17 protein-coding genes are annotated in these 20,170 nt (G+C 62.5%); 11 read left to right on the forward strand and 6 right to left on the reverse strand.

What is annotated here, in order from left to right; all coding sequences use genetic code 11:
- Positions 1–20 precede the first annotated feature (20 nt).
- On the reverse strand, positions 21–2,015 hold the full coding sequence (locus tag AC6CIG_RS17250) for a glycosyltransferase (RefSeq protein ID WP_018097870.1): 1,995 nt from the start codon (positions 2,013–2,015) through the stop codon (positions 21–23).
- Positions 1,997–3,229 carry an HlyD family secretion protein gene (locus AC6CIG_RS17255; protein ID WP_018097871.1) on the reverse strand — a complete coding sequence of 411 codons (1,233 nt, stop codon included), beginning with the start codon at positions 3,227–3,229 and terminating at the stop codon, positions 1,997–1,999. The genes AC6CIG_RS17250 and AC6CIG_RS17255 overlap by 19 nt, the downstream gene beginning before the upstream one ends.
- 322 nt (positions 3,230–3,551) lie before the next feature.
- On the opposite strand from AC6CIG_RS17255, the gene AC6CIG_RS17260 reads away from it, so the two are divergent.
- The 7 genes from AC6CIG_RS17260 (at position 3,552) to rpiB (ending at position 10,039) form a co-directional block, all read left to right on the forward strand.
- Positions 3,552–4,577 carry a sensor domain-containing diguanylate cyclase gene (locus AC6CIG_RS17260; RefSeq protein ID WP_437408176.1) on the forward strand — a complete coding sequence of 342 codons (1,026 nt, stop codon included), beginning with the start codon at positions 3,552–3,554 and terminating at the stop codon, positions 4,575–4,577.
- Between the two features lie 16 nt (positions 4,578–4,593).
- A complete protein-coding gene (locus AC6CIG_RS17265) occupies positions 4,594–5,574 on the forward strand; it encodes an NADPH:quinone reductase (RefSeq protein WP_437408177.1) in 981 nt (326 codons plus the stop codon).
- 370 nt (positions 5,575–5,944) lie between these two features.
- A complete protein-coding gene (locus AC6CIG_RS17270) occupies positions 5,945–6,715 on the forward strand; it encodes a FadR/GntR family transcriptional regulator (RefSeq protein ID WP_018097874.1) in 771 nt (256 codons plus the stop codon).
- Positions 6,716–6,738: 23 nt separating this feature from the next.
- The gene (locus AC6CIG_RS17275) at positions 6,739–7,731 is read left to right on the forward strand and encodes a TRAP transporter substrate-binding protein (RefSeq protein ID WP_437408178.1); all 993 of its coding nucleotides are present in this window, start codon (positions 6,739–6,741) and stop codon (positions 7,729–7,731) included.
- A gap of 81 nt (positions 7,732–7,812) precedes the next feature.
- Complete coding sequence (locus tag AC6CIG_RS17280; protein WP_018097876.1) at positions 7,813–8,280, forward strand: TRAP transporter small permease; 468 nt, start codon at positions 7,813–7,815, stop codon at positions 8,278–8,280.
- 11 nt (positions 8,281–8,291) lie between these two features.
- Positions 8,292–9,569 carry a TRAP transporter large permease gene (locus AC6CIG_RS17285; protein WP_437408180.1) on the forward strand — a complete coding sequence of 426 codons (1,278 nt, stop codon included), beginning with the start codon at positions 8,292–8,294 and terminating at the stop codon, positions 9,567–9,569.
- Between the two features lie 23 nt (positions 9,570–9,592).
- The gene (rpiB, locus tag AC6CIG_RS17290) at positions 9,593–10,039 is read left to right on the forward strand and encodes a ribose 5-phosphate isomerase B (protein WP_018097878.1); all 447 of its coding nucleotides are present in this window, start codon (positions 9,593–9,595) and stop codon (positions 10,037–10,039) included.
- Between the two features lie 45 nt (positions 10,040–10,084).
- On the opposite strand, the gene AC6CIG_RS17295 is transcribed toward rpiB, so the two are convergent.
- The 3 genes from AC6CIG_RS17295 to AC6CIG_RS17305 are packed head-to-tail and all read right to left on the reverse strand — an operon-like array spanning position 10,085 to position 13,031.
- Positions 10,085–10,765, reverse strand: coding sequence for an ABC transporter ATP-binding protein (locus AC6CIG_RS17295; protein WP_018097879.1), 681 nt, complete (start codon positions 10,763–10,765; stop codon positions 10,085–10,087).
- The gene (locus AC6CIG_RS17300; protein WP_437408181.1) at positions 10,762–12,003 is read right to left on the reverse strand and encodes an ABC transporter permease; all 1,242 of its coding nucleotides are present in this window, start codon (positions 12,001–12,003) and stop codon (positions 10,762–10,764) included. The genes AC6CIG_RS17295 and AC6CIG_RS17300 overlap by 4 nt, the downstream gene beginning before the upstream one ends.
- 5 nt (positions 12,004–12,008) lie before the next feature.
- Entirely contained in the window at positions 12,009–13,031 is a 1,023-nt protein-coding gene (locus tag AC6CIG_RS17305; RefSeq protein WP_164867013.1) for an efflux RND transporter periplasmic adaptor subunit, read from the reverse strand.
- Positions 13,032–13,165: 134 nt separating this feature from the next.
- Between AC6CIG_RS17305 and AC6CIG_RS17310 the strand changes: the two genes are divergently transcribed.
- Entirely contained in the window at positions 13,166–13,858 is a 693-nt protein-coding gene (locus AC6CIG_RS17310) for a TetR/AcrR family transcriptional regulator (RefSeq protein WP_018097882.1), read from the forward strand.
- A gap of 635 nt (positions 13,859–14,493) precedes the next feature.
- Here the strand turns inward: AC6CIG_RS17310 and AC6CIG_RS17315 are convergent.
- Positions 14,494–15,498: a LacI family DNA-binding transcriptional regulator gene (locus AC6CIG_RS17315; protein ID WP_498323134.1), complete on the reverse strand. Its 1,005-nt coding sequence runs from the start codon at positions 15,496–15,498 to the stop codon at positions 14,494–14,496.
- 179 nt (positions 15,499–15,677) lie between these two features.
- Between AC6CIG_RS17315 and AC6CIG_RS17320 the strand changes: the two genes are divergently transcribed.
- The 3 genes from AC6CIG_RS17320 (at position 15,678) to AC6CIG_RS17330 (ending at position 20,164) form a co-directional block, all read left to right on the forward strand.
- Positions 15,678–16,706 carry an ABC transporter substrate-binding protein gene (locus AC6CIG_RS17320; RefSeq protein ID WP_498323135.1) on the forward strand — a complete coding sequence of 343 codons (1,029 nt, stop codon included), beginning with the start codon at positions 15,678–15,680 and terminating at the stop codon, positions 16,704–16,706.
- A 171-nt stretch (positions 16,707–16,877) separates the two neighbouring features.
- Positions 16,878–19,106, forward strand: a complete 2,229-nt coding sequence (locus AC6CIG_RS17325) for an ABC transporter permease (RefSeq protein WP_498323136.1) — start codon at positions 16,878–16,880, stop codon at positions 19,104–19,106.
- Positions 19,103–20,164, forward strand: a complete 1,062-nt coding sequence (locus tag AC6CIG_RS17330) for an ABC transporter ATP-binding protein (RefSeq protein ID WP_102762830.1) — start codon at positions 19,103–19,105, stop codon at positions 20,162–20,164. The genes AC6CIG_RS17325 and AC6CIG_RS17330 overlap by 4 nt, the downstream gene beginning before the upstream one ends.
- The last annotated feature ends 6 nt before the right edge of the window (positions 20,165–20,170 follow it).

A 20,170-nucleotide genomic window follows, 5' to 3' on the forward strand; every position in this document is an offset into this window, starting at 1 on the left:
GCTCGGCTGCAGACCGCTGATCAGGCGGTTCGCGTGCGGCCGAATGCGCGCAACAGCAAATTCACCGAAACGGCGATCTTGTCGATATCGGGAACGTCCCGGGAATAGCGCCCGGTGTAGAGCTTGATGATCATCTTGTCCCGCTCGAAACCACGCAGGTCGTAGTGAAGATGAAGGTAGTAACGCTGCTTGTCGCCGGTGCGGGTGATGTCCCCGCGCCGCTGCGTTACCTGCTTCAGATCCGCTTCGAGCGGCGCGAAGCCTTCGATGTTCAGCTTGACCTTGGTCGATTTGAACCGCGTCTCCGTCGAAACCGCCACCACCGCCTTGTCCAGCGAGAGGCTCACGAGGCGGCCTTCGAGGCCATCCACATCCACCGGCTCGTCGAGCTTGAACGCCTGCAGCAGGCGCCGCGGCTTCTCGAAGCAGATAAGCGAGGCGATGATCAGCACCACGATGTTGATGCCCGACCAAAGCGCAGCAATGGCCGAGAACGAACCCTCTACCCGCGCCGTCTCCGGAACGATGTTGATCAGGAGGCCCAGCGCGGTAACCACGATGAAGCCGGCGATCCAGGTGAAAGTATAGGCGTCGAAGACGTTCTCCTCATTGCTGCTGCCCTTCGGGGTCACCTTGAATGGCTTGCCGAAGGGCCTGACCAGACTCGAAAGGACGGTCGGCAGCATGCGGAAGGTCGAGAAGGTACCGACGGCAGTGGAAACCACCGGAAGGTAGCGCGTCGGCGTGAGCCAAAACATCAGCAGGAAATAGGCCGCGAGCAGGGGCACCTGGTTCGAGACATAGTCGGCGACATCCGTGAAATAGAGCGGCAGGGCGCCGAACCACAGATAGATTATGGGAATGAGAAGCACGATGAAGCGGACCAGATATTGCACCAGCCACGACATGGGCAGGAACATGACGCGCTGAAAGAGCGAGAGACCCGGCCCGCGTAAGGGGCCGTTGTGCAGGTAGAGCGTCTGGATACCGCCTTGGCACCAGCGCTCGCGCTGGACGAAATAACCGGTGAGATTCTCGGCCGCCAGACCCATCGAAAGGCGCTCGTTGAGATAGCGCGTCTTGAAACCCCTGTTGAGCATCGACAGCGTCGTCAGCAGGTCCTCGGTGATCGACTCGGTCGGAAATCCGCCGATGGCGTCTACCGCCTTGCGCCTTGCGATCGAACAGGAGCCGCAGCAGAAGCTGACGTCCCAGCCGTCGCGGCTGGGGGCGATCTCGTCGAAAAACAAGCGTTGCTCATCGGGCCATAGGTTCTCCAGTCCGAGATTGGACTGGATCGGATCGACGTTGAAGAAGTGCTGCGGTGTCTGCACGATGCCGATGGTGTCGTCCATAAAGAAAGGCAAGGTGCGCCGGAGGAAACTGCGATAGGGCACGAAATCGGCATCAAAGACGGCGATGAAATCGCCTGAGCTGACGCGCAATCCGTTGTTCATGTTCCCGGCCTTGGCATGCGCGTTGTCGTTGCGCGTGACATGGATTGCCCCGCGCCCCTCGCAGAAGGTCCTGAGCCAGTCGCGCCGGCCGTCATCGAGCACATAAACCTTCAGCTTGTCCTTGGGATGATCGAGCGCAAGCGCCCCGACGATCGTCCGTTCGAGAACGTCGAGCGGCTCATTATAGGTCGGTATGAAGACGTCGACCGTGGGAAGTTCCCGTTCATCCCGCTCAAAAAACTGCCGCTCCAGCCGATCCCCCTCGGCACTGCGGTCGACGTAGCGGCTCATCAGGATGAGGAAGAGCACAACCTCTGCAAAGGCGAGGAACTCCACGATGAAGACGAACCAGACCCAATAGAAATTGGCACCGTCGTTCGGATAGGGCAGAACGGTTTCGGTGAAGCGCCAGATCAGGTAACGCAGCGCGAAGGCAGCGACGAATGCGCAGGTGACCGCGCGCGACCAGCTCCTGTGGCGCGGCCAGTTGAAAGGCCCGAGGAGAAAAAAGGCGATGACGAGTAAGGTCGGCGCAAGCGCTAGAAGAGACTGAACCACAAGCTTTGAACCCACTGCGCCAGGTGGAGGCTGCGCTTCGAGAAACGAACCTGGGCCGTTCGCCCGACCTGACAAAAATTCGCGAAATCGGTGTTGAGTGCCGACGGAGCGAGCGTGACGCGGATGCGGGCATTTCGCTCCTCTGTCTCCGGCTCGTTGGCGGCCAGCGTGTCCTTTTCCACGACCGCGGACGATCCCCTGACCGCCTGTACGCGACCCCGGAAGACATCTCCGCGACCGAAGAGCCGGACCTCCGCCTCGCGGCCGGGATAGATCTCGTCATAATCGACTTCAGGAACCAGAATATCGACGAACAGCTCGCGGCAGTCGAGGATGCGCATCATCTCGTTGTTCAGAATGACATTGGAACCGCTGACCACGTTACGGCTCCACACGACGCCATCGAAGGGCGACGGGATCGTCGCGGCTTCGAGACTGAGAACCCGCCTCTCCTCCTCGGCTATCTGCTGGTCCGTCTGTTTTGCCCGTGCCTCGTTCTCCGCGATCCGCGTATTGAGATCGTGGATGCGGACGATAACCTCGTCCTGGCGCTGCCTGGAATAAGGCACGTCGTTCTGGCCGTCGCCGACGATGAATATGCCCTGACGCACGGCGTTGAGGCGTTGCTGCAGCAGTTCCACCGTCAAATTGCTGATCTCGAGTTCGCCGCCGGCGGCAGCACCGGCGGCTTCCGCTGCCTCCACCATCTTGCGGGTGAATATCCCCTTGGCCTCGAGGTCCTGCCGCCGGACGAGGTCGACCTTCGCTACGACGTCCTGCGCGCGCGACACTTCGACCCTCTTCTGGAGAATCTGAACCTCGCGCTCCAGGCTGGCGATGGTCGCGTTCCTGAAGATGTCGAGCCGCCCGGCAAGATCATCCCGCAATCGCGCGAGTTCATCCCGCTCCCGCCGCAGCGCCGCGACGCGCTCGACGGCGGTTCGATGATCGGTGCGCAGCGACGCCAGGATCGCTCTGTTGACACGCTCGTTACGGATTGTCGCAAGCGTTTCACCCTCTGCCACCGGCGTTCCGATTCGAGGCGCCGGTTTCTCGATCTCGCCGTCGATCGGCGCATTTATCACGGCAAGGCGTCCGTTTACCGTCCCATCCAGGCTGCTGTAGCCCGTCAACCCCGGCAGCAGGACGGCAATTGCAAGCGCCAGGAGGAGAATGCCGACGGTAATACGTGTGAGCCGATGATTGAGGATCATGTCAAATTACTCACTGGGGTCAGCCGGTTCGGCTGATACGCTGCTGCAACTGTTTTCGCGACGCCGTGCCCGAACTCAAGTCCGCCTCGCCGCATCCCGTCACGATTGAATGGTATTCTTTGCTGAGCAACCCTCAAATTTGCATGTTTTCCGTGGTGAACTGCGCGAAACTTCGGCGAGTGACGGAGAGTGCCCGCATTACTCTAAGGTTTAAGGATAGCGCGCCGACGTTTTTTTGCGATAGGTCGGAAGGCCGCTGAGCCTCCCCTCGCAAGGGACGGGTCGCCGGGATCGCCATCCTTCACGAACGACGGAGACAGAAATGGGACAAGCCGTACGAATCCCCACGAACGAGCGTCAAAGGTTGCTCGCAGTCCGTTCGCTGAATTCAATCGGCAGCGCTCCCACACCCGAACTCGCAACCCTGGCCGAGCTTGCCAAAGGCATCTTCGACGTTTCCTACGCCGCTATCAACATCATCGACGAAGACTGGCAGCGGATCGCCGGTCAGGCGGGCTTGAGGATCGGCGAATGCTCGCGCGAGATGTCCATATGCACGCGGGTCGTCTTCGCGGACGAACTCCTCATTATTCCGGATCTGGCGGAAGACCGTGAACTGAAAACGAGACCGTATGTGGTCGGAAGCCCGCACTTCCGCTTTTACGCCGGCGCGCCCGTCTATCTCGAAAACCTGCCCGTCGGCAGCTTCTGCATCCTCGATGGCCGACCCAGGGATCTTTCCGACGAGCAGGCGCAGAACCTGCACCGATTTGCGGCGGTCGCCAGTGCGCTTTTGAGCCTGCAGAAGGCGAATCTCGTCATGGGCCTCGCCCATAACCAATTACAGAATGCGGCCATCACCGATCCGTTGACGGGCCTGTTCAACCGCTCGGCCCTGTCGTCGATCGTCGACGGGGCTCTCCACCACGCGATCGCGGCGGGTCAGACCTTCGGGGCTCTTTATCTCGACATGGATGGATTCAAGGCAATCAACGACGAGCTTGGCCATCACGCCGGCGACGAGGTTCTGTACGAGGCCGCCAACCGGATTCGCTCGGTCATCAGAGCAGGCGACATCGCGATCCGCATGGGCGGCGACGAATTCGCCGTTTTCATTCCAAATCCGCCCAATGCGCCGGCGCTCGCAGCGGTTTCGCAGCGGCTGGTCGCGGCCTTTCGCGAACCCTTCCAGGTCGACGGCAAGGCGGTCCTCGCACGCATCAGCATCGGCGGCGCCCTCGCCCCGTCCAACGGGCAGCAACGAGCGGAGCTGCTGAACAGTTGCGACAGGGCTCTCTACGCGGCAAAGCGTGACGGTCGCGACCGTTTCGTCGTCCTCGACGCCTGACGGAAAGGCAACGACAATGAGAGCTGCATGGTACGAGAAAAATGGCGCCGCCCGCGATGTCCTGGAGGTTGGCAGCCTTCCCGAGCCTATCCCCGGCCCCGGAGAGGTCCGCGTCCGCATACATGCGTCCGGCGTCAATCCGTCCGATGTGAAGGCCAGGGCGGGACGGCCGCTCATTGCCGGGCGAATGATCCCGCACAGTGATGGCGCGGGCATTATCGACGCCGTGGGAACGGGCGTCGCAGGCGATCGCATCGGCGAGCGGGTATGGACCTGGAATGCCGCCTGGCGGCGTTCGAACGGTACGGCTGCCGAATATGTGGTCCTTCCGCGGGATCAGGCGGTTCACCTGCCCGATAACGTATCTTTCGAGGAGGGCGCGTGCCTCGGCATTCCAGCGCTGACGGCACTTCGCGCGATGACCACGGACGGAGCTGTATTTGGAAAAACCGTGCTGGTCACCGGGGGTGCGGGCGCAGTCGGCGCTTACGCCATTCAGTTCGCCAGGCTTTACGGCGCGGAGCGCATCGTCACGACCGTCAGTTCGTCGGAAAAGGCCGAAATCTGCACGCGGCTGGGAGCCGACCACACGATCAACTACAGAACGGAAGATGTCGTCGACCGGATAGGGAGCATCACCAACGGGCGCGGCGTCGACCGAGTCATAGAGGTGGACGCCGCGACGAATGTCGAGATGCTGCCAGGCATTATAGCGCGGGACGGACTTTGCGTGATATACGGCTCCAGCAAGCCGGAAATCTCATTCGAGTTCTTTCCGATGATACTGGCCGGCGCTGCGGCGCGGTTCTTCATCGTCTATGAGATGTCGCCGGAAGTGCGCGAGCAGACCGTCGGCGCGCTGCAAGGGCAGCTGGCATCCGGGCTTCTCAGACATCATATCGCCGGAACATTCGCGCTGGACGACATCGCCGCAGCCCACGAGGCGGTCGAGAGCGGGAAACCGGTCGGCAACGTCATCGTTTCTCTCGCTCGGTAGGCCGCGGCAAGGCCAGGCGGTCTTCTGGTTGGTGCACATCCGGAGGACCCTGTCACCGGCGAGCCTTCGCGCCTGCCTTTCCCGTGCGGGCGACAGTCGTCACGGAGCTACTTTCACCCGGCATCCGCCTGGAAATCCTCGCCACTGCTGTCTGCTCCCCGGATTGAGCAGTTCAAGCGACAGCCCAAGCCGGCTGCACGCGTTGCTGCTGCAGCGGAGTCCCTCGCCGCATCTGAGATTCTTGTGATCCGCGGGCCTGGCCGGGCGGGCGGACCGACCATTCTCAACAATTTTCCGAGAATTCAGGCAACGCGGCTTGACCGGTAGGCGCATGTGGTGCTTACTGGTAATACCAGTTGGGACCATTTGCATGAACCCTGTGCTATCCGAAGGCGCCGACGAACTTGCGGGAACGGAAAAGGTGCTCTCCTTCTTCCGGGAGCAGCTGTTGTCCGGTGCGCTCAAGGTGGGCGACAGGCTGTTGGGCGAGAGGGAGCTTTGCCTCGCTCTCGGCGTATCGCGGCCGGTGCTGAGGGAGGCTTTGCGGTCACTCGCCAATCTGGGCTTCCTCGATATCCGCCATGGCAAGGGCGCCTTCGTGCGCAAGGCCGACGTGGGCGTCTTCGGTGATTTCCTGACGTTCTGCCTCGCCCAGCAGCCCGACATGCTCGACGACATCATGCAGGCTCGTGTCGCGATCGAATGCCAGGCTATCCGTCTTGCCTGCATCCGCGCGACGGATAGCGACCTCTCACGCATCGGCGGCCTGCTGACACGGCTGATGGACACGCTTCACGACGCCGAAGACGGGGGCGCTGCGGACTTCGCCTTTCACATGGCGATCGTCGAGGCCAGCCGCAGTCCCGCGCTCGTCACGGTTTACCGCTCGATATCCGACCTTCTGAAGCGCAGCCATGTCCAGCGGCGCGCCGAGACGAGCCACGCGCCCGGCATCACCGACTATCTCGTGGAGGCCCATCGGGAGGTCTTTCTGTCCATTCTCGCGCGCGATCCGGACAAGGCCGACAGGATGCTGCGCGAACATTTCGCCATCGGCGACGAGCTTCGGCGCAAAAGCTACATAGCTGCCTTCACCAGGAAGGGCGCGCCGCAAGAAGAGGAAAAAGAAGCAGACAGCTAGTTTTATCCAGGGAGGAGGAGAGCATGTTGAACTTTCTGAAACATGGCCGGATGGCCGGCGCCGTGCTGGGAGCCGCATTGTTTGCCGGAGCCGCGTCCGCAACCGAATTGCGCTATGCGCATGTGGGCGCAGAGGGGGACATCCAGACGGTCTATGCGGCACAGGCGGCGGAGGGCATCGCGGCCGCGACCGGCGGCGAAATCACCGTCACAGTCTATCCCGCCAGCCAGCTCGGCGGGGTCGCGGAAATGGTGGATGGCGTGCGCATGGGCTCGATCTCCATGGGCCATCATGATTTCGCTTCCCTCGCACGACTGGTGCCTGAGGTCGCCGTCTTCAACGCGCCTTTCATCTACCGCGACGGCGCCCATGCGCTCGCTGCGACGGACCCGCAGTCGTCGCCCGCCCTCCAGGCGATCAACGAAAAGCTCATCGCACAGGGCGTGCGGATCATCGGGCGCATCTATCGCGGCGACCGCCACATCTCCTCCAACTTCCCGGTAAAGACGCCGGCGGACCTTGCCGGCAAGCCTTTCCGCGCGGTCCCGCTCGAGCTATGGGTTTCCATGGTCAAGGGCTTCGGTGCCATTCCCACCCCGGTCGAGGTTGCCGAACTCCCGACAGCGCTGATGACGGGCGTGGTCGTCGGGCAGGAAAATCCGCTGACCATGATCGCCTCCAACAATCTCAACGAGGTGCAATCGCATCTGTCGATGACGGGTCACATGCGCGCCGTGCTCGCCGTCTTCATCAATGAGGACGTCTGGCAGGGATTGAACGAAGAGCAGCGGACGGCTCTGACGAAAGTCCTCGACGAGGAGGCTCAGAAATCGCTGAAGATGGCGACCGAATCCGAGGCCGATCTGGTGAAGGAACTCAAGGGCCGCGGCATGACCGTCATCACCGAGGCTGAAGGGCTGGACGTCGCGGCATTCCGGGACAAGGTCAGCGCCCAGATCCGGCAGGACTTCCCGAACTTCGCACCGCTCATCGAGCAGATCGAAGCGGTGAAGTAAACCGAACAGTTGCAGGGGCAAGCCACTGTCCCTTGTCCCAGCAGCGCCTGTATTTTTTCAGCCAGAATGGGAGGGGAGAAGATGCGTCTGCCCGAACGTGTCCTGACGATTGTCGTGGTTGCCGTGATGGCGGGGCTGGTCATCGTTCCGACGGCTCAGGTCGTCATGCGCAGCGTCTTCGGCCTGCCTTTCATCGGTGCGGAGGAACTGACCCGCTTCCTGCTCATCTGCCTGGTGTTCCTCGCCTATCCACTCGTGGTCGGGCATGGCGAGAATATCGTCATGGGCGAGTTCAAGGCGGCAATGTCGAGCAGGGCGCGCGCGACCGTGAATGTCGCGATCTCGGCCTGCGCGATCGGCGTCACGGGTTTCATCGGCTGGGTCACGGCCATGAACATCACCCGGAACCTGACCAACGCCACGCCGACCCTCGGCATCCCGTTCTGGATATTTCTGGGCGCCACGCTCTTCGGTTTCGCGGGTGCGGCGCTCGTCCATCTTCTGCATCTGCGCAAGCCGCCGCAGGCGGATAAGAACGTCGCAGTCTGAAAGGTTGGTTCATGGGTTTTCTGGTCGTTGCGGCCTTCCTCGGTCTGTTCATGCTTGGCTTCCCGGTGGTCTACGCTATCCTGCTGCCGTCAATTCTCTACGTACTTGTCGAGGGCTTGCCGTTCGGGCTGCTTGCCCAGCGGGTCACCTACGCGCTGGATTCGTTTCCGCTGGTGGCCGTGCCTCTCTTCATCTTCGTCGGCAACCTCATGAATCTCTCCGGCATTACCGATCGCATTTTCCGCTTCGCCTATACGCTCGTCGGGCGGATGCCGGGTGGCCTGGCGCAGGTCAACGTCTTCGGAAGCCTGATCTTTTCCGGAATGTCCGGGGCGGCGCTGGCTGACATCGGGGGCCTGGGGCGCATCGAGATCGACGCCATGAAGAAGCGCGGCTTCGATCCATCCTTCGCCGGCGCGGTAACTGCTGCTTCCGCGACGCTCGGGCCGATTTTCCCGCCTTCCATCCCGCTCATCGTCTACGGCTCGGTCACGAGCGTCTCGATCGTCCAGCTCCTCGTAGCCGGCATCATGCCCGCCGTGCTGTGTACCGCCCTGCTGATGCTCACGGTGCTGATCGTCGCCATCCGACACGGCCATGCGCGCGCGGAGCGCTGGCCGACGGCAGGCGAGCTGGTCGGCACGCTGGTGCCGGCGCTACCGGCCATTCTTGCTCCGGCGCTCATGGTCGGCGGCATGACGGCCGGCGCCTTCACACCGACCGAGGCGGCCGCGATAACGGCCGTCTATGTCATCTTCATCAGCGGCGTCCTGTACCGTGAACTGACGCTGGCGCATCTGTGGCATTCGGCGGTTCTGACGGCCCGCAGCTCCAGCGCGATCCTCATCATCGTCGCCTCAGCCGCGCTTTTCGGCTGGATTCTGGCGGTCGAGCAGGTGCCTCAGACCTTTGCGGCGACGCTGCTCGGCTGGTCGAAGGACCCGCTGATGCTGCTGATCATCGCAAATCTGATCTTCTTCGTCGCCGGCATGTTCCTCGACTCGACGACCGCAACGCTGCTTCTCGTTCCCATCATCGCCCCGCCGCTCGTGATGGCCGGTGTCGACCCGGTTCAACTCGGCATCGTGACGATCTTCAACCTGATGCTCGGACTGCTGTCGCCGCCGATGGGTTTGTCGCTGTTCCTCGTGTCGGATATCGCCAAGGTGTCCATCCGGCAGCTTCTGCGAGCGCTTTTACCCTTTTACGTTCCGCTGGTTTCCACGCTTGTCATCCTCACTTTAGCGAAGGACTTCACGCTGTGGCTGCCCCGCCTGATCGCCCAGTAACCTTTTCTCCAGGAGACACCAATATGCGTATCGTCATCGGTTCCGACCATGCTGGCTTCCACCTCAAGGCCACGATCATCGACCACGTCACCTCGCTCGGCCACGAGGTGTATGACGCAGGCTCGTACGATGCGAACCCGGTAGACTTCCCCGACATCGCAAAGACAGTCACTTCCTCGATCATCGAGGGCAAGGCGGATCGCGGGCTAATGGTCTGCGGCACCGGCGTCGGCGCCTCGATCGCGGCCAACAAGGTGAAAGGCATTCGCGCCGCGGTCTGCCATGACGTGCATTCCGCCCATCAGTCGGTGGAGCATGACGACGTCAACGTCATGTGCATCGGCGCCCAGATCGTCGGCGCATGGTTGGCAAGGGATCTCGTTGCAGCCTACCTCGCCGCCGAATTCTCCACCGACGAGGATTTCCGGCGCCGGGTGCGCAAGCTCGCCGAAATGGACGAGCAGCGCTGAGTATCCGCCGGGCCGGCTCCGCGCCGTCCGGCGAAACTCGCGCGTCTATTCTTCCTTGCTGACCTCGCCATCCACGAGGTGGATGCGGCGATCCATGCGAGCAGCCATGCCCAGGTCGTGCGTCACAGCGACGACCGTCTTGCCGCGCTCGCGGACAAGCCCGTCGAGAATTGCGAATACCTGCTCCGAACTCCTGCTGTCGAGGCTTCCGGTCGGCTCGTCGGCCAGGATCAGCGGCGGATCGTTGGCAAGCGCCCGTGCGACCGCCACGCGCTGGCGCTGGCCGCCCGAGAGCTGATCCGGCCGCTTGTCGAGATGATCGGCGAGGCCGAGCGAGGACAGCAACTCGGTCGCCCGGGCCCGCATCGCGTCGCGGTCGAGGCGGGCGAGCTTGCGCATCGGGATTTCGACGTTCTCACGCGCGGTAAATTCCGGCAGGAGGAAATGGAACTGGAAGACGAACCCCATCGTGGCGAGGCGGGTCTCCGCCCGCTCCTTCTCGCTCATGGGCTCCGTATCGCGTCCGCGGACGCGGAGCATGCCTTGCGTCGGCTGGTCGAGCAGCCCCAGCAGATAGAGCAGCGACGACTTTCCCGATCCCGAGGGGCCGGTAACGGCCACGAACTCGCCTTCGTCAATGATGAGGTCGATGTCCTTCACCAGCGTTACCGGAACCGTCTCATGCAATATACGCGTGAGGCCGCGAGCCTCGATCAGCGGGCTCATGTGGCACCCCTTATGATGTCCACCGGATTGACGCGTGCTGCCCGGCGGGCAGGCAGGTAACCGGCGACCGCTGCCGAGGACAGGGCGAAGGCTGTCGCTACGGCATAGTGAAGAATGCTCCACGCGATCGGCAGCCTGGTCATTTCCTGGCCGGTCGCGGCAATTTCGAACCGCACCCGGGAAAGAGCGTAGGTGATCGCAAAACCGAGCGCCCAGCCGAGAAGGGAACCCGCTATGCCGATCGCCAGGCCCTCGATCACGAACAGACGTCGCATGTCGGCTTGCGAAAAGCCCAGCGACTTCATGATGGCGATGTCGCGCGCCTTCTCGTGCGTGATGGTCGAAACGATGTTGAAGATGCCGAAACCCGCTACCAGCATGATCGCGGCGACGACCGTGTACATGATGACGTTGCGCACGACGAGCGCTTCGAGAATGGACTCGTTCGCCTCCTGCCACGCGACCGCCTTGTAGCCGAGTTCGGCCTCCACGCGACGCGCCACGGTAGGCGCGGCGTTCGGGTCGTCGAGCTTGATGCGGATCTCGTTGATTGCATTCGGCCTGTTGGACAGGATCTGGGCGTTCTTCAGCAGCACATAGGCTTCGCCTTCGTCACGCGCCGTGGTGCCGGTATGAAACAGGCCGACGATCTTGAAGTTGCGGGCAAGGCCTTCCGAAGACACGGCGGTAATCGTATCGCCGAGCCCGGAACCCAGCCTCGAGGCCATGGTATCGCCTATCACGACGTTGTTGCCGCCGGCCGCAAGCGCGCCGAAGCTGCCGGACTCGAAATCCTCTACGATGGGCGAGACCTTCACCTCCTTCTCCGGCTCGATCCCGATCACCACGGCGCCGACTTCCCGGCCCGAGTAGCGGATCACGCCCTGAACGTTCAGGACCGCGGCAAGCCTGCCGGGCATCCATTCTTCCAGCCAGGAGACCGCCTTCGTCGGATTGATGATGCCGCGCCGGTCGTCCCGCGGCCTCAGCCCGGATATGGCGACGGCTTCGAAGAGGTCTTCCGCCGGCTGCCGCCGCGCCGAGCGCTGTTCATCGGTGACATCGACATGCGGCATCGTGTCGACGAGCTGGCGAACGAAATCGTCCTGCCCGCCCTGCATCAGCGCCGCCATGGCGATCGAGAAGCCGACGCCGACGGCGACACCGATGACCGCGACGAGGGTCTGGCGGCCGCGGCCGGCGACGTGCGTCAAGGCGATATCGAAGATCAGGCGCATGGCGTTCAATTCGTCGTTGTTTCAACTACATCCACCCGAGTCCCGTCGGTTAAATCGGGGGGCAAGGGCGAGATTATGCGTGCGGTTTCCTCCAGGCCGGAAAGGATCTCTACGCCGTTCGTACCGCGGATGCCGGTCTTGATCTCGCGCAGTTTCGCCGTCCCGCCTTCTACCACCGCGACTCTAGTCCCGCTGACGGCTGCCGCGGGGATGACCAGAGCGTTGCGCGACACGCGGACCACGATGTTTACGTCTGTGGACATGCCGATTCTGAGCGGCGTGTCCTCCGGCAGCCGAAGGCGAACACGGTAAGTTTTCGTCACGGGATCGCCCTTCGGCGTGATGCTGTCGACAACCGCCTCGAGCGCGCGCTCTGGAAACGCATCCGACCGAAGGTAGGCATTCTGGCCCACTTCGACCCGCGGAATGTCCTCTTCGTTCACCTCCGCCTCCACGATCAGCGGTCGCGGCTCTCCGACCCAGAAGAGAACGGTCCCAGGCTCGGCGACCTCGCCGATCTCTCCATCCTGCCGTAGCACCCGCCCGTCGCTGGGCGCACGCAGCACATAGGCCGCAAGCCGCGCCTCCTGCCCCGCGATCAATGCCTCCAATTGAGCGACGTCGGTGCGGGCCCTGTCCACAGTCTGCTCGCTTATCGTGTTTCTTTCGGCCAAGGCGAGCTTGCGGCGGTATTCTTCCTGGGCAAGCGACAGGCGCGCCTGCAGCTCGCTCAGAATCGCCCGCGCCTCCGTATCGTCCAGGCGCGCGAGCGCGGCACCCTTTTCCACCCGGTCGCCCTCGCAGTTGCACTGCTCGACGATCCGCTCGCGCACTGTTGAAGTGACCTTTGCCCAAACGCGCGGCTCCACGACGCCGCTCGCATAAACGATCTCAGCCGCATCACCGCGCTTCGGCATCACGACCGAAACAGGCACCGCCCGGGTCGCATACCAGAAGGCAACCGCACCGACTGCGGCGGCTATCGCAATACCCGCCGCGTAGCGCCTCATCTGCCGCATAAGCCGCACGAACCACTCCTGAAACTCACTCGCATAGACTGTCAGGATAGCATTAGACCGACCGTCGGTCTATAATCGCACACAGGACTTCGCGCATCCTGCCAACACGTGTAGAACGTTCTTCTCCGGTTCAGGACAAGTCTATGCCACGAATCAAGAAATCGCCTGACGTCAGAACGAATGAGATCATCGGCTGCGCTGAACGCCTGTTCTTCGAGCAGGGATACGAAAACACGACCGTTAACGACGTGATCCGGGAAGCGAATGTTTCCAAGGGAGCGTTTTATCACTACTTCGTTTCGAAGGAGGCACTGCTGGAGGCAGTCGCCGCGCGCATGGCACGCCAAAGCCTGATGGAACTGCAAACGGTATTCGAGGATCCCTCCCTCGATGCCGTCGGCCAGCTGAATGCCCTTTTCGCGGGCTCGCGGCGCCTGAAAGTGGACATGGCGCCGCAATTGAAGAATACATTTAACGCACTTTTCAAGCCGGAGAACATCGTCCTCTATCATCGCATCGACGTAGCGGTCAGCGCTGTGACACTCCCCTTTCTAACCGAACTTCTGAGGCGCGGTCACAAGGAGGGGAGCCTCGACGCACCCGATCCTGAAGCCCTCGCGCCGATGCTGTTGTATTTGCGGCTTGGCGTCGCCAAAACGATGCATCGGGCTCTGCAGCAGACCGAAGCCGGCGACCTGGACGGCGCGGCGCGGACGCTGGATGGCTGGATGCGCACCTACGGGATGGCTGTCGAAAGACTGCTGAAGATCCCCGAGGGGACGATCGAAGTAACGGAACCGGGCTTTTCGCGCGCATTTCTGGAAGCTTCCGTCTAGCTCCTTGAGGCCGCATACTTCCGCACGGAAAACCGCTGCGCACCTTTCCTGGAAGTGCGCTAACCCCTTTAAGCTTCGCACTTCCGGACGGAAAACCGCTGCGCACTTTTCCTGGAAGTGCTCTAATCCTTTAAGTTCCCCACTTCCGGACGGAAAACCGCTGCGCACTTTTCCTGGAAGTGCTCCGGATATCCCCGATATTCACCGGCGATAGCCCTGATGGGTCAGTGGAGCCGAAGCATTATGCGTGCTAGTCCTTCGTCAGCCGTCTCGGACGGGGGAAGACGGTCAGAGGCCTCGCGCTTCAGCGACTGGCCTCGCCGGGGCTGGGGCACAGCACGCCGGCAATCCGAATGGGTTCGAAGCTCGACGCCCTGGCGGAATCAGGGCTTACCCGAGCGAAAGGCCCTGACCGTTATCGGCCAGGGCCCCATTCATTTCCCACCAGCTCAATAAGACAGCACGGACACGGCAATACGGTCTCCAGCACAGCCCATTACAAGCCATAGCGATGTAAGAAGATGTGTCGGTGCAAGTGGGATATTACACAAACGTATTACTATAACCAGTAACAAATTGGGGGTATTCGCATTAAATCGGGTCGCGAATACCATCTGTGCTGTGTCGAACCGGAGCTACCCTCCCCGGACGGATGAGCGCCAAATGAGATCAGGCCGGAAGCGAACCGATCGGTCGACCGGCTCCTGCCTCTCGCTGACGAGCCAAGCAACCGCCTCCCGGGCTATCCTGTCCACGGGTTGCGCGAAAGTGGTCAGGTCATAGGAGGACCAGGCGGCCTGTTCAATGTCGTCGAAACCCGCGACACAGAGCTGATCGGGAATGGAGACACGGAACTGGTGGCGCGCGGCATCCATGAAGCCGCATGCAAGGAGATCCGTGGCACAGAAGACCGCATCGGGACGCTCGACGAGTGTCAGCAGCCGCTGCGCCAGAACGCGGCCGCTTTCGTAATTTGTCGGCCCGTGACGCTCGACCAGAACCGGGAGGCCCGCTGCTTTTGCCGCCGCCACGAAACCGTGTTCGCGCGCCATCAGGCTCGGGGTGCCGGCTTGCGAATTCGCGAAGGCGAGACGCCTGCAACCCGCGCGCACGAAAGCGGTGACGACCCGCCCCGCCGCCTCCGCGTCATCGAGATTGATCCGAAGTGGGCCCTGCTGGTCGTCGTCGCGGTTGATGAGGACGAGGCGCTGGCCGTTCTTGAGGCAGAGCTGGGTAATCGACCGGTCGGGCATTCCGGACAGGATGATCGATGCATCTGCGCGGTACCGGATTGCCTGTCGCAACGCGAGATCGACGCTGCTGTCCGAGCGGTCCGTGTTGATCAGCATGGCGACCTTGCCGGCGTTCTGCAATTGCTGCGTCATCCCCCGGATCAAATTGGCGCGGTAGGGCGTGCTCATCTCGGATACGATAAGGCACACAATGCCACTCTCGTTTCGCATCAGTCCGCGCGCGAGATGGTTGACGTGATAGCCGAGCGCTTCCGCCGCCTCCACCACCCTTCGCCGGGTTTCGGGCGAGACGCTGGCGCCCGGCGTAAAGGTACGGGAGACGGCTGAGCGTGAGACGCCCGCCCGCTCTGCGACTTCCTGGGCGCTGACAAACGGCTTCTGCGGCATTCACGACCCTCCTCGATCCTGCACGCAGAATTGCACCATTTTGCAATTGCGTGCAACGCCATCATATCAAGCCCTATCGAACAAAATTATTGACACTCCCCATCTCATCGTGCAGCATTTGCACGCGCTTGCAAAAAGCGTCCGGCACGGAGGCGCCGGCACAATCTGGGAGGAAACCGATGGATTTGGTTAAACTGGCCGCGGCAGCGCTCGCCGCGGGTGCGACGTTCTTTGCCTTTTCCGCGCACGCCGACGGAAATCTCAATCTGATCTGCTCGGCCGACGTGGTGATCTGCGAGCAGATGAAGGGTGCCTTCGAAAAGAAGACCGGCATCTCCGTCAACATGGTTCGCCTGTCTTCCGGCGAAACCTATGCGAAGATCCGGGCCGAGGCGCGCAACCCCAAGACGGACATCTGGTGGGCGGGCACCGGCGACCCGCATCTGCAGGCCGCCTCCGAGGGACTGACGCTCGAATACAAGTCGCCGATGCTCGGCGAATTGCATGAATGGGCCGTCAAGCAGGCCGAGAGTGCCGACTACCGCACGGTCGGCGTCTATGCCGGCGCGCTCGGCTGGGGCTACAACACGGAGATCTTCAAGCAGAAGAACCTGAAGGAGCCGAAGTGCTGGGCGGACCTGCTCGATCCGTCCTTCAAGGGTGAAGTCCAGATTGCCAATCCCAATTCTTCCGGCACCGCCTATACCGCGCTTGCAACGCTCGTTCAGATCATGGGCGAGGACGAGGCTTTCGACTATCTGAAGAAGCTGAACGCAAACGTATCGCAATACACGAAGTCCGGGTCCGCACCGGTGAAGGCCGCGGCGCGGGGGGAAACGGCAATCGGCATCGTGTTCATGCACGATGCGGTGGCGCAGACGGTGGAAGGCTTCCCGGTGAAGTCCGTGGCGCCCTGCGAAGGCACCGGCTATGAAATCGGCTCGATGTCGATCATCAAGGGTGCAAAGAACCTCGAGAGCGCCAAAAAGTGGTATGACTGGGCGCTCTCCGCCGACGTGCAGTCCAGTATGAAGGAGGCAAAATCGTTCCAGCTTCCTTCCAACAAGACGGCCAAGGTGCCGGAAGAGGCGCCGAAGTTCGAGGACATCAAGCTGATCGATTACGACTTCAAGACCTACGGCGATCCGGCCAAACGCAAAGAGCTCCTGGAGCGCTGGGACCGGGAGATCGGCGCAGCCGCGAACTGATCGCGCGACGCGCCTTTCAAACGGGTTCGAGCCGTCGGGAAACCGTCGGCTCGAATCCGGCAATCTCGGCCAGATGAGCTGTTCCGCTCGCATCGCGTCCTTTGTAACGGCAGCGATCTCGCTTGTATTCGGAAGAACTCATCGTGACACGGCGGCACGGACAGCCCATCCATGAAAACCCACAACCGCAGACTGGATATCGCGCTGGCTCTCGGGCTTGCTGCCTTCCTCCTCCTTCCCTGGTACAGGATCGACGGCGGTTTCTTCGCCTTCGGCTGGCTTTCCGCCTTTCCGGAAGAACCGGCCGCAGCGCCGGGTCTGCTTCAGATCGCTTCCTTCGGTAAATGGTGGCTGATACTTCCGGCGCTGGCCATGATGGTCGCCGCCGCTGCTCGCCTCATCGGCGATCCCGCGCGGCGAGGAAGCTTCCTTGCCTGGACAGGCGCAGGCGGCATCGCCGTTTTGGCTCTTCAGGGCCTCGCCATCGGCTTTTCCGGCTGGAACTGGACGATCAGCGAATCGCTGTTCGGCGCGCTTGCGGACGGCCAGCCCTCGATGGGCGCGGGGGCGGTGTTCGCGGCGCTCGTCTTCGTCCTCCTTTTCGCCTTCGGGCTGGCCGAACGCGGCGTGATGAAGGGCGACGCCTTCGTCGTCTCGGCCATCTCGATGCTTGTCTTTCTCGTCGCCGTCTTCGTCTTCTATCCTGTCGGGAGCATGCTGGTCGGCGCCTTCCAGGATTTCGACGGCTCCTTCAATCCGGAAGGCTTCACCCGCAATATCGTGGATCCGTCGATCTGGAGTCTCGACTGCGTCGTCGGCGGCGGGCGCTGCGGGATCGCGTGGCGGACTTTCTGGCTGGCGGTGATGACCGCGGGCGGCTCGACCATCCTCGGCCTTGCCTTCGCCCTGGTCGCGACCCGTACCGGCTTCCGTTACAAACGGAGCCTCCGGCTGTTGACGGTGCTGCCGATCATCACGCCGCCCTTCGTGGTCGGCCTCGCGCTCACTCTGCTCTTCGGTCGTTCAGGCGTCATCACCGAAGCCCTGTCCACGCTGATCGGCGTCGAGCCCGGCCGCTGGCTCTATGGCCTCACCGGTATCTGGATTGCGCAGGTCCTGTCCTTCACGCCCATCTCCTTCCTTGTGCTGATCGGCGTCGTCGAAGGCGTCAGCCCGTCGATGGAGGAGGCCTCGCAGACGCTGAGGGCGGACCGCTGGCGCACTTTCTGGCGCATCTCGCTGCCGCTGATGAAGCCGGGGCTCGCCAATGCATTCCTCATCGGCTTCATCGAAAGCATGGCCGATTTCGGAAATCCGCTGGTGCTGGGCGGCAGCCATGGCGTTCTTTCGACGGAAATTTTCTTCGCCGTCGTCGGCTCGCAGAACGATCCCTCCCGCGCCGCCGTGCTCGCCATCATTCTCCTCTGTTTCACGCTGACGGCCTTTTTGGCGCAGCGCTTCTGGCTTTCGGGAAAGAGCTTCGCGACGGTTACCGGAAAGGGCGACAGCGGCAGTCACGCCGCCCTGCCGCGCACGGTTTCAATCGCGGTCCATGCCCTAGTCATTCCCTGGGCGCTCTTCACGCTCGTCGTTTACGGCATGATCCTCGTCGGCGGCTTCGTGAAGACCTGGGGGCTGGACAACTCGCTGACGCTCACCCACTACGTGAAGGCATTCTCCGTCGAGTTCCGCGACGGCGGCATCGCCTGGACGGGCGTTGCGTGGAACTCCTTCTGGACGACGATGGAGATTGCCCTGATCTCGGCACCGCTCACGGCAGCCGTCGGGCTCCTGACCGCCTATCTGATCGTGCGCCAGAGGTTCGCCGGCCGCGAACTCTTCGAGTTCGCCCTGATGATGAGCTTCGCCATTCCGGGGACGGTGATCGGCATCAGCTACATCATGGCCTTCAACCTGCCGCCGCTCGAAATGACCGGCAGCGCTCTGATCCTCGTTGCCTGTTTCGTCTTCCGCAACATGCCCGTCGGCGTGCGCGGCGGGGTGGCGGCGATGAGCCAGCTCGACCGAAGCCTCGACGAGGCATCTCTGACGCTCCGGGCCGATAGCTTCCGCACCATCCGCAAGGTTATTCTGCCGCTTTTGCGGCCGGCGATCACGGCCGCGCTCGTCTATTCCTTCGTGCGCGCGATCACTTCGATCAGCGCCGTCATCTTCCTGGTCAGCGCCGAGTACAACATGGCGACGGCCTATATCGTCGGGCTGGTCGAAAACGGCGAATACGGTGTGGCGATCGCCTATTCCTCCATGCTGATCGTGGTGATGATATCGGTCATCGCCTGCTTCCAGCTTGTCGTCGGCGAACGCAGGCTTCGGCGCGAAAACCGCGTCCAGGCCGTTGCCCGCGCGCCCGCTCCCCTTCCCCAGGAGAAAACCGCATGACCGTCGTGGCTCCCGGTTCCGTCGTCTTCCGGAACATATGCAAGAAGTTCGGTGCCTTCACCGCCATTCCCGACCTGTCGCTGACCATCGAACCAGGCACGCTCGTCACCCTGCTCGGACCCTCCGGCTGCGGCAAGACGACGACGCTTCGGATGCTGGCCGGCCTCGAACATCCGACATCCGGCCGCATCCTGATCGGCGGCAAGGACGTGACGATGCTGCCCGCAAACGAGCGCGACGTCTCGATGGTCTTCCAGTCCTATGCTCTCTTCCCACACATGAACGCCCTCGACAACGTGGCCTACGGCCTGGAGTCGTCAGGCATGAAGCGCAAGGAAGCGCGCGAAAGAGCCGAGGAAGGACTGGCCCTGGTCGGCCTTCCCGGCATGGGCCAGCGCCTGCCGGCCGAGCTCTCCGGCGGGCAGCAGCAGCGCGTCGCGGTCGCCCGTGCACTGGTGCTGGAGCCCCAGGTTCTCCTCCTCGACGAGCCGCTGTCAAATCTCGATGCAAGGCTGAGGCGCCGCGTCCGGACCGAAATCCGCGAACTGCAGCAGCGGCTCGGTTTCACCGCGGTCTATGTCACGCACGATCAGGACGAAGCCCTCGCCGTCTCCGACCGCATCATCGTGATGAAGGACGGGAGCATAGCCCAGGAGGGCGCCCCGCGCGAACTCTACGAAACGCCGGCCTCCGCCTTCATCGCCGACTTCATGGGCGAAGCCAATGTCGTTGCCTGCGACGTGATCGACGTCGACGGCCACGAGGCCACGATCCGTGTGGAACGGCTGACGCATCGCGTGAGCGGCCGCGGAATGCGCCCCGGACCGGCGAAGCTTGCGGTGCGCCCGAACGCGATCACGCTGGAGCCGTCCGCAGCCGGCAGTTTTTCAGGCGAGATCACCCATACGGCCTATCTCGGCGATCATGTGGAGTACGAAGTCAAGACGGCAGCCGGGACGCTCTTCGTGGTCGACCCGGCGGTGGAGCGGGCACTTGCGCCCCAAACGAATGTGGCAATCGCCTTCAAGGAGCGCGGCATTGCCCTCATCAACGGTTAGCCCCGG

Source organism: Sinorhizobium sp. GQ132 (assembly GCF_059758575.1).